A 14,330-nucleotide genomic window follows, 5' to 3' on the forward strand; every position below is an offset into this window, starting at 1 on the left:
GCCGTCTCCGCCGGGGACGAAGGTGCCCGCCCGGTAGGTGATCGGGCTTACAGCCCCCTCGGCGTCCCCCGGTACGCTTCAGATATGACTGTCCCTCGTTCCGAAAAGCCGGCCGGCCGGTTCCGGCGCATGCTCGACCGGCTCTCCTCCTCGCAGGAGGACCTGGAGTCGGAGGAGCTGCGCGAGGACTCCGAGACGGCGGGCTGCACGAAGATCGGCGATTGCCACGACCGGCAGATCGTCACCGTAACTGGTACCTTGCGCACGGTCACCCTGCGCCCGCGCGCAGGCGTCCCGGCCCTGGAGGCCGAGCTGTTCGACGGCTCCGCGGCGCTGGACGTGGTGTGGCTCGGCAGGCGCTCCATCGTGGGCATAGAACCGGGGCGCAAGCTGATCGCATCGGGCCGGATCTCGATGAGCCGGGGCCGCCGGGTGCTGTTCAACCCGAAATACGAACTGCGACCCCTCGGACGGGAGTAGCCGGTGACGTCCCTCGACAAGCCGACCGAAGACACCGACCAGACTCAGCCAGCCGACGCCCGGGCGGTGACCGAGGCGGCTCTGTTCGAGGCCTTCGGCGGGGTCCGCGGCATGGTCGAGACGGTCGTGCCGGGCCTGCTCTTCGTCACGATCTTCACGATCAACAAGGACCTGCACCTCTCCGCGATCGCCGCGCTCGCGGTCTCCCTGGTGCTCGTCGTGGTCCGGCTGGCCATGAAGGACACCGTCAAGCACGCCTTCAGCGGCGTCTTCGGCGTGGCCTTCGGCGTCGTGTTCGCCATGTTCACCGGCAACGCCAAGGACTTCTACCTCCCCGGCATGCTGTACACGCTGGGCCTGGCGCTGGCGTACATCGTCACCACCATCGCCGGGGTGCCCCTGATCGGTCTCATCCTGGGCCCGGTCTTCAAGGAGAACCTCTCCTGGCGCACCCGCAACCCCGGGCGCAAGAAGGCGTACGCCAAGGCCAGTTGGGCCTGGGGCTTGATCCTGCTCGCCAAGTGCGCCGTCCTCTTCCCGCTGTACTGGTGGGCCGACACCACCCAGCTCGGCTGGGTCCTGGTCGCCCTGAAGATCCCGCCGTTCCTGCTCGCCGTCTGGCTGACCTGGGTCTTCCTGGCCAAGGCCCCGGCACCCATCGACGTCTTCGCGGAGATGGAGGCGGCCGAGGCGGCGGAGGAGGCCGAGAAGGAGCGCAAGGCCGCGCTCGCCGCGGAGGGCGGCGAGGCGTCCGGCGGCCGGCACCGCCGGGACGCGTAGGCGGGACACGGGACCCGCGCGGACCGTACGAAAGCAGAAGGGCGCCCCCCGCAGTGGGGGCGCCCTTCCTTCGCGTACCGCCGCGGGCGTCAGCCCTCCGTGCGGCGCACCGACAGCAGTTCCTCCAACTGCTCCTCCCGGGCCTGGGCGGCCACGAAGAGCAGCTCGTCGCCCGCCTCCAGGGAGTCGTCCTTGGAGGGGGTCAGCACCCGGGTGCCGCGGATGATCGTGACCAGGGAGGTGTCCTGCGGCCACTCCACGTCCCCGACCTGGGTGCCGGCCAGGGCCGACTCCTCGGGCAGGGTCAGCTCGACGAGGTTGGCGTCGCCGTGGCTGAAGCGCAGCAGCCGGACCAGGTCGCCGACGCTCACCGCCTCCTCCACCAGCGCGGACATCAGGCGCGGCGTGGAGACCGCGACATCGACGCCCCAGGCCTCGTTGAACAGCCACTCGTTCTTGGGATTGTTCACCCGGGCCACGACGCGCGGAACGCCGTACTCCGTCTTGGCGAGCAGCGAGACGACCAGGTTCACCTTGTCGTCACCGGTCGCGGCGATCACGACGTTGCAGCGCTGCAGCGCCGCCTCGTCCAGCGAGGTGATCTCACAGGCGTCGGCGAGCAGCCACTCCGCCTGCGGCACGCGCTCGACCGAGATGGCGGTCGGCGCCTTGTCGATCAGCAGGATCTCGTGGCCGTTCTCCAGCAGCTCGCCCGCGATCGAGCGGCCGACCGCGCCGGCCCCGGCAATGGCGACCCTCATCAGTGACCGCCCCCCTCTTCCGGGCCACCGGCGAAGGCCGCCTCGACCTTGTCCACGTCGTCCGTCCGCATCATCACGTGCACGAGGTCGCCCTCCTGCAGCACCGTCTGGGAGGTCGGCAGGACCGCCTCGCCCAGGCGGGTCAGGAACGCCACCCGGACGCCCGTCTCCTCCTGCAACGTGCTGATCTTGTGGCCGACCCACTTGGGGGAGGCGTGCACCTCGGCGAGCTGCACCCCGCCGGTGGGGTCCCGCCACAGCGGCTCGGCGCCGGAGGGCAGCAGACGGCGCAGCATCTGGTCGGCGGTCCAGCGGACCGTGGCCACGGTGGGGATGCCGAGACGCTGGTAGACCTCCGCGCGGCGGGGGTCGTAGATGCGCGCCGCCACGTTCTCCACGCCGAACATCTCGCGGGCCACGCGCGCGGAGATGATGTTGGAGTTGTCACCGCTGGAGACGGCGGCGAAGGCGCCGGCCTCCTCGATGCCCGCCTCGCGCAGGGTGTCCTGGTCGAAGCCGACCCCGGTGACCCGGCGCCCCCCGAATCCCGGTCCGAGCCGGCGGAAGGCGGTGGGGTCCCGGTCGATCACGGCGACCGTGTGTCCCTGTTGCTCCAGGGTCTGGGCGAGAGCGGAACCCACTCTCCCGCAGCCCATGATGACGATGTGCACGACCGTCCTTCCGGTGTCCATAGTTACTGCTCAGCATCAGGGTCTCAGACCGGTGCCCAAAGCTACACACGGGCGCCGGGGGGCGGACAGCCCCGCATCCGGCCCGGTGGAAGCCGCCGGCGAGTGATGCTGCGCACGCTGCACGGGGTCAGGATTCCGAGGCCGGCCCGGGTGAGCGGGGCCCCGACGAGCACCGCGTTCGCGGGCACGGACCCTCCGAAGTGCGACGACGGCAAGGGGTTTGCCATCCGGGCACCCAGGGCAGACCAACCACGGATTCCGCAGTTACGCGCGCTCCCGATTTCACCCGTGAGGCAGATCGAGCACGCCGGGTGGGCGGGTGCCAGTTCGAAGGCCTACGATCCTCTCTCGTGTCCAAACTGACCGACGTGCCCAAACGGATCCTGATCGGGCGCGCACTGCGCAGTGACCGGCTGGGCGAGACGCTCCTGCCGAAACGCATCGCACTGCCCGTCTTCGCTTCCGACCCGCTCTCCTCCGTCGCCTACGCGCCGGGGGAGGTCCTGCTGGTCCTGTCCATCGCGGGCGTGTCGGCGTACCACTTCAGCCCCTGGATCGCCGTCGCGGTCGTCGTGCTGATGTTCACCGTGGTCGCCTCCTACCGGCAGAACGTGCACGCCTACCCGAGCGGTGGCGGCGACTACGAGGTCGCGACCACCAACCTGGGCCCCAAGGCCGGCCTGACCGTCGCCAGCGCCCTGCTCGTGGACTACGTCCTCACGGTCGCCGTCTCCATCGCCTCCGGCATCGAGAACCTCGGCTCCGCGATCCCCTTCGTGGTGGAGCACAAGGTGCTCTGCGCCACCGCCGTGATCGTCCTGCTCACACTGATGAACCTGCGCGGTGTGAAGGAGTCCGGCAAGCTCTTCGCGATCCCGACGTACGTGTTCGTCGGCGGCGTCTTCATCATGATCGCGTGGGGGGCCTTCCGGGGCCTGGTCCTCGGCGACACCATGCACGCCCCGACCTCCGAGTACCACATCAAGGCCGAGCACCAGGGCCTCGCGGGCTTCGCGCTCGTCTTCCTGATGCTGCGCGCCTTCTCCTCCGGCTGTGCGGCCCTCACCGGTGTCGAGGCCATCTCCAACGGCGTCCCGGCCTTCCGCAAGCCCAAGTCGAGGAACGCGGCCAACACGCTCGCGATGATGGGCCTGCTCGCCGTCACCATGTTCTGCGGCATCATCGGCCTCGCCATGGCGACGAAGGTCCGCATGGCCGAGCACCCGGCCACCGACCTGCTCAACAACGGCGTCCCGGTCGGCTCCGGCTACGTCCAGAACCCGGTGATCTCGCAGGTCGCCGAGGCGGTCTTCGGCAAGGGCAGCTTCCTGTTCGTCCTGCTCGCCGCCGCCACCGCCCTGGTGCTGTTCCTGGCCGCCAACACCGCGTACAACGGCTTCCCGCTGCTCGGCTCGATCCTCGCCCAGGACCGCTACCTGCCGCGCCAGCTGCACACCCGCGGCGACCGGCTCGCCTTCTCCAACGGCATCGTGCTGCTCGCCGGCGCGGCGGCGCTCCTGGTGGTCATCTACGGCGCGGACTCCACCCGCCTGATCCAGCTCTACATCGTCGGCGTGTTCGTGTCCTTCACGCTCAGCCAGATCGGCATGGTCCGGCACTGGAACCGCCACCTGGCCGCCGAGAAGGACCAGGCCAAGCGCCGCCACATGGTGCGCTCCCGCGCGATCAACGCCTTCGGCGCCTTCTTCACCGGCCTGGTGCTCGTCGTCGTCCTGGTCACCAAGTTCACGCACGGCGCCTGGGTGGCCCTGCTCGGCATGTGCATCTTCTTCGCGACGATGACCGCGATCCGCAAGCACTACGACCGGGTCGCCGAGGAGATCGCCGCGCCGGAGGGACCGCCCAGCGACGACCTGGTCCGCCCGTCCCGGGTCCATTCCGTCGTCCTGATCTCCAAGATCCACCGTCCGACCCTGCGCGCCCTCGCCTACGCCAGGCTGATGCGCTCGGACACCCTGGAGGCGCTGACCGTCAACGTCGACCCGGCCGAGACGAAGGCGCTGCGCGAGGAGTGGGAGCGGCGCGGCATCGACGTACCGCTCAAGGTCCTCGACTCGCCGTACCGCGAGGTCACCCGCCCGGTGATCGAGTACGTCAAGAGCCTGCGCAAGGAGTCGCCGCGCGACGCGGTCTCCGTGATCATCCCCGAGTACGTGGTCGGCCACTGGTACGAGCACCTGCTGCACAACCAGAGCGCCCTGCGCCTCAAGGGCCGGCTGCTCTTCACCCCGGGGGTCATGGTGACCTCGGTGCCGTACCAGCTCCAGTCCTCGGAGCGGGCCAAGCTGCGGGCCCGCAGGCGGCAGGAGTGGAACGCGCCCGGCGCGGTCCGGCGCGGTCCGGCGGTGGAACGGCCGAAGGAGACGTCGGCGGCCCAGGACTGAGGCGCCGCGGGAAGGCCGTAGACTGGTGGGCTGTTGTCCGGCCCGACCGGTACGCGGCCGTTCCCGCGGCGGCGCTTCCCTCCGCCCGGTCCCCCTTCTTCGATCTGGAGTCACCCCACCATGCAGGCAGAACCGACGAAGTCTCTGGTGGGCGAGGAGTACGAGGTCGAGATCGGCCCCGTCGCCCACGGCGGCCACTGCATCGCCCGCACGTCCGAGGGGCAGGTGCTCTTCGTCCGGCACGCGCTGCCCGGCGAGCGGGTGGTGGCCCGGGTGACCGAGGGCGAGGAGGGCGCCCGCTTCCTGCGCGCCGACGCGGTCGAGATCCTGGACGCGTCCAAGGACCGCATCGAGGCGCCCTGCCCCTTCGCCGGGCCCGGCCGCTGCGGCGGCTGCGACTGGCAGCACGCCAAGCCCGGCGCCCAGCGCCGCCTCAAGGGCGAGGTGATCGCCGAGCAGCTCCAGCGGCTCGCGGGCCTCACCCCCGAGGAGGCGGGCTGGGACGGCACCGTGGTCCCGGCCGAGGGCGACAAGCTGCCCGCCGGCCAGGTGCCCCAGTGGCGGACCCGGGTGCAGTACGCGGTGGACGCGGACGGCAACGCCGGCCTGCGCCGCCACCGCTCGCACGAGGTCGAGCCGATCGACCACTGCATGATCGCCGCGGCGGGCGTCAGCGAACTCGGCATCGAGGCCCGGGACTGGTCCGGCATGGCCGCCGTCGAGGCGATCGCCGCGACGGGCTCCCAGGACCGCATGGTGATCCTGGAGCCGCGTCCCGGCGCCCGGCTGCCGCTCGTCGAGCTGGACAAGCCCGTCTCCGTCATGCGCGTCGACGAACGGGACGGCGGCATCCACCGCGTCCACGGCCGCGCCTTCGTGCGCGAGCGCGCCGACGACCGCACCTACCGCGTCGGCAGCGGCGGTTTCTGGCAGGTCCACCCGAAGGCGGCCGACACCCTGGTCAGGGCCGTCATGCAGGGCCTGATGCCGCGCAAGGGCGAGATGGCCCTCGACCTGTACTGCGGCGTCGGCCTCTTCGCCGGCGCGCTCGCCGACCGCCTCGGCGAGAAGGGCGCGGTCCTCGGCATCGAGTCCGGCAAGCGGGCGGTGGAGGACGCCCGGCACAACCTGGCCGGCTTCCCCCGGGTCCGCATCGAGCAGGGCAAGGTCGAATCGGTCCTGCCGCGCACCGGCATCACGGAGGTCGACCTGATCGTCCTCGACCCGCCCCGGGCCGGCGCCGGCCGCCGCACGGTGGCCCACCTCGCCTCCCTGGGCGCCCGCCGCATCGCCTACGTCGCCTGCGACCCCGCCGCGCTCGCCCGCGACCTGGGGTACTTCCGGGAGGGCGGGTACCGGGTGCGGACGCTGCGGGCGTTCGATCTGTTCCCTATGACACATCATGTGGAGTGCGTGGCGATTCTGGAGCCTGTTAAGTAGGGGCGTCTGGGCTTCGGGTTTGCGGCCGGGTGCGCCAAGGCGCCCGGTGGCGGTCCGAGGGGCTCCGGGTCGCCGCCCGGGCACGCGGCGGGCGGCTGCGCTGGGTCATCCGATCGTATGGACTACCACTGACGACGGATGACCACTCTGCATACAGGCCCGACTACACGAACGCAGGCGTCTCGACTCTGGATGCGGGGTGGATCAGTGAGCGCAGTTTCTCTCGCGTCTCCGGGTCCGTCGAGTAGACGATCGTGCCGACCATGCCCCGTGTCAGCAGCACCTTGTAGGTGTTGCGGATGAGCCGGTCGATCTCACTGTCCGGCGTTGCCTTCGTGAAGATCGGGTCCTTCGAGGCCGACCGGTCCACGACCCATCGGTCTGTACGCCACACCAAGTCGGGCCCGATGATCACGCCGGACCAGTCGTACTCGAAACCCTGCGCGGTGTAGACGCAGCCGACTTGCCCGAACCCTTCCGGTTCCGTGGCCCACAGAGGCGCCGGCGGAGCCCCGAACACGGAACGGTCACCGTACACGTTCCACGGTCGTGCCCAGTCGCCGACGACGACATCCGAGGGAAGCGCCGTCATCTCCGGGGTCACCCTGGTCGTCCACTTCCAGCAGTAACCGGCCGACATCCGCGCGCCGAGGCCCTCCGCGCGTTTCGCGACGAGGAAGTCCTCCAGTTCCTGCGGGCTCTCGGCGGTCCGCAGCTCCAGCTTGCCGTCCGGCTCCCACGCGGTCGGCGTGCCGCCCTCGAGGCCGAGCAGATCGACGACCCACTTCTCGTACGCGTCGCTGCCGCCGCACCGGAACTGACCATCCAGCTCGATCACCGTGCAGTCGAGGCCCTCCGCGGCGGCGGCCCGCTGGATCTCCTCCTTGGTCCCCATCTCGCCGGGCCGCACCACCTGGTGCTGGTCGAGCAGGAACACCGGCACCCGGGCCGCGTCGATGAGTTCGGAGACCTGCGGCCTGCTGGTGCGCAGCTCGGCCCTGGTGTAGCGGTTGGCGGAGGTCTTCCGCAGCCGGTGCGCCTCGTCGCAGATCAGCACGTCGAGGTCGTTCGGCTCGGCGTCCATGAAGCTGTTGAAGTATTTGAAGAGCTGCTGCACTTCGCGCTGCCGGTGCCCGGCGACCTTGCGCATCGTCTTGGTGAACGACGCCGACCCGGTGGCGTGCAGGGCGGTCTCCCCGCGCCGGTACAGCTCGCCCAGCAGCGACATCGCGATGACGCTCTTGCCGGAGCCGGGGCCGCCGGTCACCACGATGACCTTCTTGTGATTGCCGCGCTTGGCCTTGCGTACGGCGGACATCACCATCTCGTACGCGACCCGCTGCTCGGCGAGAAGGACGAACTGCTCGCGATCGCGGATCTCGGCCGCCGCGACGGCCATCAACTGCTTGGACGGCCGGATCTTGGCGTCCCTCAGGATGTCGGCGGCCTCGGCGCCGGGCTTGGCGGCGAGACGAGACCGCAGGAAGTCCAGGAAGGCGCCTCGCTGGTCTGCCGTGTACATCCGGCCGTACTCGTCCTCCTTGACGTTCCGGAGCCCGGCGATCCGGGCCTCGGTCGCGTTGTGCAGGAAGGCCACACCGGCCAGCGACCCGGGCATCCGCTCCAGGGCCGCGTTGAAGGACAGCAGGTACTCGCAGTAGCCGCGGACCTGTTCGATCGGGTTGAGGACGGGCTGCGGGTAGGCGTCGAGCCGGCAGAGAAGGGGGTCCTCCTCGTCCGGGTGCGCCTCGCTCCACTGCTTTAGCTCCACGACGACGTACGACGGATGTCCTGTCGTCGGGTGCACGCCGGCCAGGACGGCGTCGGCACGCTTGCTGGTGAGGGGCAGGCTGTACTCGATGACGACCTCGACGTCGTCGAGCCCGGCCTCCATGAGGGCGTTGACGAGGGCGGGGAGGCTGCGCTCCCAGGACCGTATCTCCGCATGCGCGGGCTTCCGCCCGTGCAGGTGACGGAAGTTCTCGGTCAGGTGCAGCGCCAGCGACCCTTCGAGGATGCGGGCGGCCACGGACGCCGCGGACTCACGGAACAGCAAGGAAATGCCCCCAGGCAGCACGAAGAAGACTCGTGCGGGTGGGGGCATGTCCTCCGGTGTCCGCCGCGTGCCGCCGCGGGGCGGGTGCGTGACGGATCAGGAAGCCCGTCGGGCCGCTGAGATGTTCGGTCGCCATCTTAGGTGAGCGTGGCGATCAGGAGGAGGGGGTCCGAATGGAGTCGGCCGCGGCACCACCTTCCACGCGGAGCCCGCTTCGACGCCTCTCCCGCAGGGATCCGCCGCACCACGGGGAGAGCTCGTACGAGGCGTTGACGACGTACCCGCTCCGCTTCGGCTTCCCTCCCCGAGCGCAGCGGCGCCCTGCGTGGCCGGAATCGCCCTCTTTCCCTCCGCTTCGCGGTGAACGGACCCTTGCGGGAAGGGATGCGCACGGACGGTGCCGAGGGGGAACCGCGATGTCCGGACCGCTCTACGTTCCCGTTCTGCCGGCCAGGGCGCACGCGGCCGGGGTCTTCCGGCGGCTGTGGCCGGGTGTCCGGGCCGCGATCAGGCCGCTGTGGAACCTCCCGCCGTTGCCCGGGGTGGCTCCGGAGGCACTGGCCACGGCGGTCGGCAAGTACGCCGGTCCGGTGAGTGCCGTCAGCCGGCACGGCGGATGGATCGATGCTCCCTTCGGGGAGGACGCCCAGACCGGGGCCCTCGCCGAAGCGCTTGCTCTCTACTGCGAGTTGGGGCGGCTGCGGCCGGTCACCGGGCCGGAGAGGGCCGAGGCGCAGCAGGCGGCGGCCGTGGAGACGGCCAGGCGCTGCCTGCGTGGACTGGGCGTCCGGGTGCGGGTCGCGGGGGAGTGGGACGGTCGCGTCGGGGCGGGGGTCCGGGGACTGCTGGCCCGGACCGGTCCGGAGGTGCGCGTGGACCTGCTGGTCGACATGGGCGCGGTCCTGGCCGACCGGCCCGACGCGGGCAAGGAGGCGCTGCGCGCCCTCGACGCGCTGATGCCCCTGACCGTCTGGCGGAGCGCCGTTCTCCTCGGCGGGGGCTTTCCCCGGGTCACCGCCGACATGCTGGAGGGAGGCGCGTGGGAGGAGCCGCGGGCGGAGTGGCGCATGTGGCACGAGGTGCGCGCCATGGGGAGGGCCTACGCTCCGCAGCCCGGGTACGGCGACTACGGCGTGCAGCCCCCGCATGCCCTCGCGCAGGCCCCGGCACCAGGGAGGAAGGGCGGGCCGCCCTGGGGCGTGCTTCGCTACACCACCGGCAGCTCGTACCTGCTCTTCAAGACGTTGACCCGGGGGCCCGACCGGATCGCCGTCAATCGCGGTGCGGCCCGCCGGATCGTCGGACTGCCCGAGTTCCGGGGCGTGGGAGCCGGACCGGGTGAGGAGTGGCTGAGCGGCTGCGCGAACGGCCCGCTCTCGACGAGCGAGGGCGCGGGCGGCCCCAGGGAGTGGCTGCTCACGGGAAACCTCCAGCACATGACGTACGTCGTACGGAGCCTGTCCGGCGGCTGAGCGGGCCGCGCCGTCCCGGACGGTGCCGACGCGGACCCGGGCCCGTGCGTCTCACGGCAGGCGCAGTTCCGCCCAGACCGTCTTCCCCGGCGCGCCCTCGCGCGGGGCGACCGACCAGCGGGCCGCGAGCTCCGCGACGATCAGCAGGCCCCGGCCGCAGTCCGCGTCGCCGGGCGGTGCCAGGCCGGGGAGCACGGGGACGCGTTCCGTCCGGGTGTCGGTGACCTCGACGCGCAGGACGCCGGTGCCGTGGATGAGCCGCACGTGGAAGTCCCGTCCGGCGACGTGCCCGTGCCGTACGGCGTTGGCGGCCAGCTCCGCGGTGATCAGCGTGAGCGTGTCGTTGACCCGGCCGCCGTACGGGTGCCCCCACGTGTCGAGCCGGTGGGAGACCAGTCTGCGGGCCAGGCGTGCGCCGCGCGGGGAGGAGGTGAAGGCCATCGCGAACTCGCGCGGGGGCCCCACGGGTTCGCCCTCGGTGCCGGGTGCGTGCACCCGGGGGGTGGAGATTCGGCTGTTCATGTGGCCCACGCTGCCGGGGCCGTCCTAGCGTGACCAGATACGGCGCGCACACGGAGAGTCGCTGTAAGTGGCCGGTGCGCGGGTGTAGGCGGGACGGAGCGTGACGGCCGGCGCGGGAGTGCGTTGGCCGGGGGGAGGTGGTGCGGGGATGAGCGAACCGACGGGACCGGTGGACGAGGTGTCCGGGTGCGGCGACGGGGACGAGCGGCACCCTGAGCCGGACGCCGGCTCGGGCGTCCTGCGTGTCTTCGGGCGCCAGTTGAAGCGGTTCCGGCTGCGGGCGGGACTGGAGCGGTCCGAGTTCGGCTCGCTGACGGGCTACTCCGTCTCCACCATCGCCGCGTACGAGCAGGGGCGCCGGGTGCCGCCGCCGAGGTTCATCGACCAGGCGGACGAGGTGCTGGACGCGGGCGGGGTCCTCCTGGAGATGAAGGACGAGGTGGCCCGGGCGCAGTATCCGGCGTTCTTCCGGGACGCGGCCCGGTTGGAGAGCGAGGCGGTCGAGCTGCACGTCTATGCCAACCAAGCGGTGCCGGGGCTGTTGCAGACGGAGGAGTACATGCGGGCGGTGTTCGGCATGTGGCGTCCGTTGCTGGACGAAGAGACCGTAGAACAGCGGGTCGCGGCCCGTCTCGCGCGCCAGCACGTCCTCGAACGCAGGCCCGCGCCCCTGCTGAGCTTTGTCATCGACGAGGCGGTCGTGCGCCGGCCGTTGGGCGGCCGATCGGTCATGCGCGGTCAACTGGAGCACTTGCTGCTGGTCGGCGCGCTCCGCAACGTCGAGATCCAGATCATGCCGCTCGACCGGGAGGACAACGCGGGCGTGGACGGGCCGTTCACGTTGTTGTGCCGCTCCGGAGGCGATCAAGTGGCTTACCTGGAGGCGCAGGGACGCAGCACAATGGTGAGTGACCGGCGGGAGGTTCAGGGGGTCGCGTCGCGGTACGGCATCATCCGTGCGCAGGCCCTCACCCCGCGCGAGTCACTGGCCTGCGTTGAGAAGCTGCTTGGAGAGGTGTGATGTGAACGAGACCCCGGGTGCGGCGGGCGAACGGTTCTGGCGGAAGAGCAGTTACAGCGGTGGTGCGGGTGGCGAGTGCGTGGAGGTCGCCGCCTGCCGCGAGGTCGTACACGTTCGTGACTCCAAGGACACCGTCCGAGCGGTGGTCACGATAGACGGCGCCGCGTGGGCCGCGTTCGTGGACTTCGCGGCCCGATAGGTCGAGAGGTCTGCCCCTTGGCCCTGGCCAGGGGGCAGACCCGTGCGCCTGCCCCGTACCGGTTCACGGCGGCGAGGTGGTAAACACCGGCTGGTATGTGCGACGCTCGGGGGACAACCAGCCTGGTCTGGTGAGAGACCCCGTGCCGCCCTCTTGGGTCACCCTACGGTGACCGGGGCGCGGTCCGGGTTTGTCTTGCTCGGCTGTACGCGGCCCTAAGCCGTGTGCTTGATGCCCTCCCCACAGCCGGAGGGCGTGATGGGCTCGACCCCGGAAGACGAGGGGCGAACCAATGAGCGCTTTCACCGTGGTGACACAACAGCACGCCGACCGCACCGTGATCCGTGTGTGCGGGGAGATGGATCTGGAGACCTGCCCCGAGCTGGCGCAGGCCGCGCACGCCACCCCGCAGGACGGCAAGCCGCTGTACCTGGACCTGTCGGATGTGCCCTTCATGGACTCCAGCGGACTGAACCTGCTGGTCCTGCTGCGTGGGCGCCTGCACGCCGAAGATCGCCTCCTCGTCGTCACCGGCCTGCAACCGCAGCCCGCGCGTCTGCTGCAGATAACCGGGGCCTATGCATTGTTCGCGGCGGACACCACCACCGCGGCCGACTCCCTCGAGGCACTGCCCGCCTGATCGACCTCGGCAGGAGGGTCCGCCTCCTCGACGTACCTGTTCGCGGGCGTGGCCGCCGGTGCACTCGTCACCGGAGCCGCCCGGAGCAGCCTCGGTCACCGGGCCGCGGGTGCGCGCACGTCCGCGATGACGAAGCCGCTGCGGGGCCGTGCCGGGATGCGGCGCAGCGTGATGGAGAGGTCCTGCCGCGGGACGGTGTGGTCGAGCCGGGCCAGGCGGACGGCGAGGGCCTCCAGCAGTCCGACGGTGATGCCCTCGCCCGGGCAGCGGTGGCCGGCCGCGGGATCGTCGCCGCCCTGCGGGATCAACTCGTCCCGCTCGACCGGCCGTTCCAGGAACCGCCGCGGCCGGAAGGCGTACGGATCGCCCCACAGCTTCTCGTCGTGGTTCTGGCCGTAGACGTCGAGGAGTACGAGTCCGCCGGCCGGTACCCGCTCACCGCGCCAGGACAGGTCGGTGACAGCCAGGCCGCCCAGGAACGGGGCGAAGGGATAGAAGCGGCGGACTTCGTGCGTGAACGCCGTGGCGTACGCGGTCCCGCCCGCCCGCAGCCGCTCCCGGTGCTCGGGCCAGCGGTGCAGCGCGTGTGCCGCGAAGGCGACGAACCAGGCGACGGCGACGGTGGGCCGGATCACGTTGAGCAGTTCGACCGCTGCCGTCCTCGCGTCCAGCGGCTCGCCGGTACCAGGGCCGCCGGTGCCGTGGGGGTGGCGGCATACCCGGTCGAGGACGGAGTCGGGGGGAGCCGTGACCGTGCCGGACCGTACGTCCTCCACCAGCCGGGCCAGCCGCGCTTCCTGCCGGCTCCGGGCGCGCCGGGCCCGCCAGTGGCGCGGCCCGGCGGTGGCGAACCCGTCCACCATGGCGACCAGGTCCCGGGCCAGCGGTTCCGCCTCCGCATCGTCCAGCGGGATCCCGGCCCAGCGGCAGACCCCGCGGGTGAGCACCACGCTCGCCTCTTCGAGCAGCACGACCTGTGCACGCCAGGCCCAGAAGGGGACCGCCTCGTCCCAGGCGGCGGTGACGTGCTCGACGAGCGTGGCGATCCGGTCGGCGTGCAGCAGGGGGAGGAACAGCGCCTTGCGCTCGCGGTGGGCGTCCCCGTCGAGGGTGTGGACGGCTCCGTGGCCGAAGAGGGTGCTCCGTACCGGCTCGGGGAGGGCTCCGTCGCGGCGTACGTGCCGCTCGTCGTAGAAGAACCGCACCGCCTCCGGTCCCCGCACGGCGAGCGTGGGCCGGCCCATCAGCCGGGTCCGTACCACCTGGTCGGGGCTCTCCCTCATCCGGTTGGGCAACCAGGCGTACCCCTCGGCCAGTGCGGGCAACGTGCGGTCCAGGACCGGGCGGCGTGGTGCGTCCATGGCGGACGGGTTCCCCGGTTGCCCCGGCCGATGCCGCCGAAGATCACGCGTCCGGAGCCGCGCCGTACCCCGCACCGGGCGGTGACCGCGCTCATCCCCGTCCCGGCACGGCCGCGTCACCGCCGTCCGGCCGGCGGTCCCGGATCGCCTCCGGCGCGGGGGGCGGGGCCGCCGCCGGCCGTGTTCCGGCGTCGAAGGTGCACGGTCGTTCCGGGTCACCCGGAAGTTCCGCGTTCTCCCCGGCCGTGCGGTCCTTCCCGCCGCGGTCGGCGGGGACGCCTCCTCGTCCGGTGGAGCACCGGACCGCGCCGGGAGGGCGGCGAGCCGGGCAGGAGCGGAGACGATCGTGCGCGGCTCGTGGTCGACAGGCGGGCGTCCCGGAGCGACGGCTCGCGCGGACACGGTGGACACACGCCGGTGGCGAAAGGCCCCGCCTGGACCGACGTCGGCCCGGGGCCCCGCGTGTCGCCCAACGCCACCGCCTTCCGGGTACAGGCACTG

At 71.6% G+C, this 14,330-nt stretch carries 13 protein-coding genes; 8 read left to right on the forward strand and 5 right to left on the reverse strand.

The window, feature by feature from the left end:
• The first annotated feature begins 129 nt into the window (after positions 1 to 129).
• Together ACZ4K2_RS25300 and ACZ4K2_RS25305 are read left to right on the forward strand one after the other, a co-directional pair.
• Positions 130 to 480 (forward strand): OB-fold nucleic acid binding domain-containing protein, encoded by a 351-nt coding sequence (locus ACZ4K2_RS25300; RefSeq protein ID WP_467476088.1) that lies wholly within the window; start codon positions 130 to 132, stop codon positions 478 to 480.
• Between the two features lie 3 nt (positions 481 to 483).
• Positions 484 to 1,260: a DUF3159 domain-containing protein gene (locus tag ACZ4K2_RS25305; protein WP_467475980.1), complete on the forward strand. Its 777-nt coding sequence runs from the start codon at positions 484 to 486 to the stop codon at positions 1,258 to 1,260.
• 89 nt (positions 1,261 to 1,349) lie between these two features.
• Here ACZ4K2_RS25305 and ACZ4K2_RS25310 read toward each other — a convergent pair whose 3' ends face one another.
• Both ACZ4K2_RS25310 and ACZ4K2_RS25315 read right to left on the reverse strand, forming a co-directional pair.
• The gene (locus tag ACZ4K2_RS25310; protein WP_467475979.1) at positions 1,350 to 2,021 is read right to left on the reverse strand and encodes a potassium channel family protein; all 672 of its coding nucleotides are present in this window, start codon (positions 2,019 to 2,021) and stop codon (positions 1,350 to 1,352) included.
• Entirely contained in the window at positions 2,021 to 2,692 is a 672-nt protein-coding gene (locus tag ACZ4K2_RS25315) for a potassium channel family protein (protein ID WP_467476087.1), read from the reverse strand. Before ACZ4K2_RS25315 ends, ACZ4K2_RS25310 begins: the two co-directional genes overlap by 1 nt.
• A gap of 371 nt (positions 2,693 to 3,063) precedes the next feature.
• Here ACZ4K2_RS25315 and ACZ4K2_RS25320 point away from each other — a divergent pair, with 371 nt between their 5' ends.
• Together ACZ4K2_RS25320 and ACZ4K2_RS25325 are read left to right on the forward strand one after the other, a co-directional pair.
• A complete protein-coding gene (locus tag ACZ4K2_RS25320; RefSeq protein WP_467475978.1) occupies positions 3,064 to 5,118 on the forward strand; it encodes an APC family permease in 2,055 nt (684 codons plus the stop codon).
• 120 nt (positions 5,119 to 5,238) lie between these two features.
• Positions 5,239 to 6,558: a class I SAM-dependent RNA methyltransferase gene (locus ACZ4K2_RS25325; protein ID WP_467475977.1), complete on the forward strand. Its 1,320-nt coding sequence runs from the start codon at positions 5,239 to 5,241 to the stop codon at positions 6,556 to 6,558.
• 163 nt (positions 6,559 to 6,721) lie between these two features.
• Here ACZ4K2_RS25325 and ACZ4K2_RS25330 read toward each other — a convergent pair whose 3' ends face one another.
• Positions 6,722 to 8,614: a DNA/RNA helicase domain-containing protein gene (locus ACZ4K2_RS25330; RefSeq protein ID WP_467475976.1), complete on the reverse strand. Its 1,893-nt coding sequence runs from the start codon at positions 8,612 to 8,614 to the stop codon at positions 6,722 to 6,724.
• 416 nt (positions 8,615 to 9,030) lie between these two features.
• Here ACZ4K2_RS25330 and ACZ4K2_RS25335 point away from each other — a divergent pair, with 416 nt between their 5' ends.
• Positions 9,031 to 10,086, forward strand: a complete 1,056-nt coding sequence (locus ACZ4K2_RS25335; RefSeq protein WP_467475975.1) for a beta family protein — start codon at positions 9,031 to 9,033, stop codon at positions 10,084 to 10,086.
• A gap of 51 nt (positions 10,087 to 10,137) precedes the next feature.
• On the opposite strand, the gene ACZ4K2_RS25340 is transcribed toward ACZ4K2_RS25335, so the two are convergent.
• Complete coding sequence (locus ACZ4K2_RS25340) at positions 10,138 to 10,608, reverse strand: ATP-binding protein (RefSeq protein WP_467475974.1); 471 nt, start codon at positions 10,606 to 10,608, stop codon at positions 10,138 to 10,140.
• Positions 10,609 to 10,756: 148 nt separating this feature from the next.
• Here ACZ4K2_RS25340 and ACZ4K2_RS25345 point away from each other — a divergent pair, with 148 nt between their 5' ends.
• The 3 genes from ACZ4K2_RS25345 to ACZ4K2_RS25355 all read left to right on the forward strand — a co-directional run bounded on the left by ACZ4K2_RS25345 (position 10,757) and on the right by ACZ4K2_RS25355 (position 12,468).
• Positions 10,757 to 11,629, forward strand: a complete 873-nt coding sequence (locus ACZ4K2_RS25345) for a helix-turn-helix domain-containing protein (RefSeq protein WP_467475973.1) — start codon at positions 10,757 to 10,759, stop codon at positions 11,627 to 11,629.
• Position 11,630: 1 nt separating this feature from the next.
• Complete coding sequence (locus tag ACZ4K2_RS25350; RefSeq protein ID WP_467475972.1) at positions 11,631 to 11,828, forward strand: DUF397 domain-containing protein; 198 nt, start codon at positions 11,631 to 11,633, stop codon at positions 11,826 to 11,828.
• Positions 11,829 to 12,120: 292 nt separating this feature from the next.
• Positions 12,121 to 12,468 carry an STAS domain-containing protein gene (locus tag ACZ4K2_RS25355; RefSeq protein WP_467475971.1) on the forward strand — a complete coding sequence of 116 codons (348 nt, stop codon included), beginning with the start codon at positions 12,121 to 12,123 and terminating at the stop codon, positions 12,466 to 12,468.
• Between the two features lie 95 nt (positions 12,469 to 12,563).
• On the opposite strand, the gene ACZ4K2_RS25360 is transcribed toward ACZ4K2_RS25355, so the two are convergent.
• Positions 12,564 to 13,829 carry a cytochrome P450 gene (locus tag ACZ4K2_RS25360; RefSeq protein WP_467475970.1) on the reverse strand — a complete coding sequence of 422 codons (1,266 nt, stop codon included), beginning with the start codon at positions 13,827 to 13,829 and terminating at the stop codon, positions 12,564 to 12,566.
• Between the last annotated feature and the right edge of the window lie 501 nt (positions 13,830 to 14,330).

It is taken from the genome of Streptomyces sp. NPDC025833 (assembly GCF_055558055.1).

What these genes read in the sequence shown, in the direction of transcription:
- ACZ4K2_RS25300 (WP_467476088.1), top strand. Translation starts at nt 130, where the DNA reads ATGCTCGACCGGCTCTCCTCCTCGCAGGAGGACCTGGAGTCGGAGGAG.
- ACZ4K2_RS25310 (WP_467475979.1), bottom strand. Translation starts at nt 2,021, where the DNA reads ATGAGGGTCGCCATTGCCGGGGCCGGCGCGGTCGGCCGCTCGATCGCG.
- ACZ4K2_RS25325 (WP_467475977.1), top strand. Translation starts at nt 5,239, where the DNA reads ATGCAGGCAGAACCGACGAAGTCTCTGGTGGGCGAGGAGTACGAGGTC.
- ACZ4K2_RS25335 (WP_467475975.1), top strand. Translation starts at nt 9,031, where the DNA reads ATGTCCGGACCGCTCTACGTTCCCGTTCTGCCGGCCAGGGCGCACGCG.
- ACZ4K2_RS25340 (WP_467475974.1), bottom strand. Translation starts at nt 10,608, where the DNA reads ATGAACAGCCGAATCTCCACCCCCCGGGTGCACGCACCCGGCACCGAG.
- ACZ4K2_RS25345 (WP_467475973.1), top strand. Translation starts at nt 10,757, where the DNA reads ATGAGCGAACCGACGGGACCGGTGGACGAGGTGTCCGGGTGCGGCGAC.
- ACZ4K2_RS25355 (WP_467475971.1), top strand. Translation starts at nt 12,121, where the DNA reads ATGAGCGCTTTCACCGTGGTGACACAACAGCACGCCGACCGCACCGTG.
- ACZ4K2_RS25360 (WP_467475970.1), bottom strand. Translation starts at nt 13,829, where the DNA reads ATGGACGCACCACGCCGCCCGGTCCTGGACCGCACGTTGCCCGCACTG.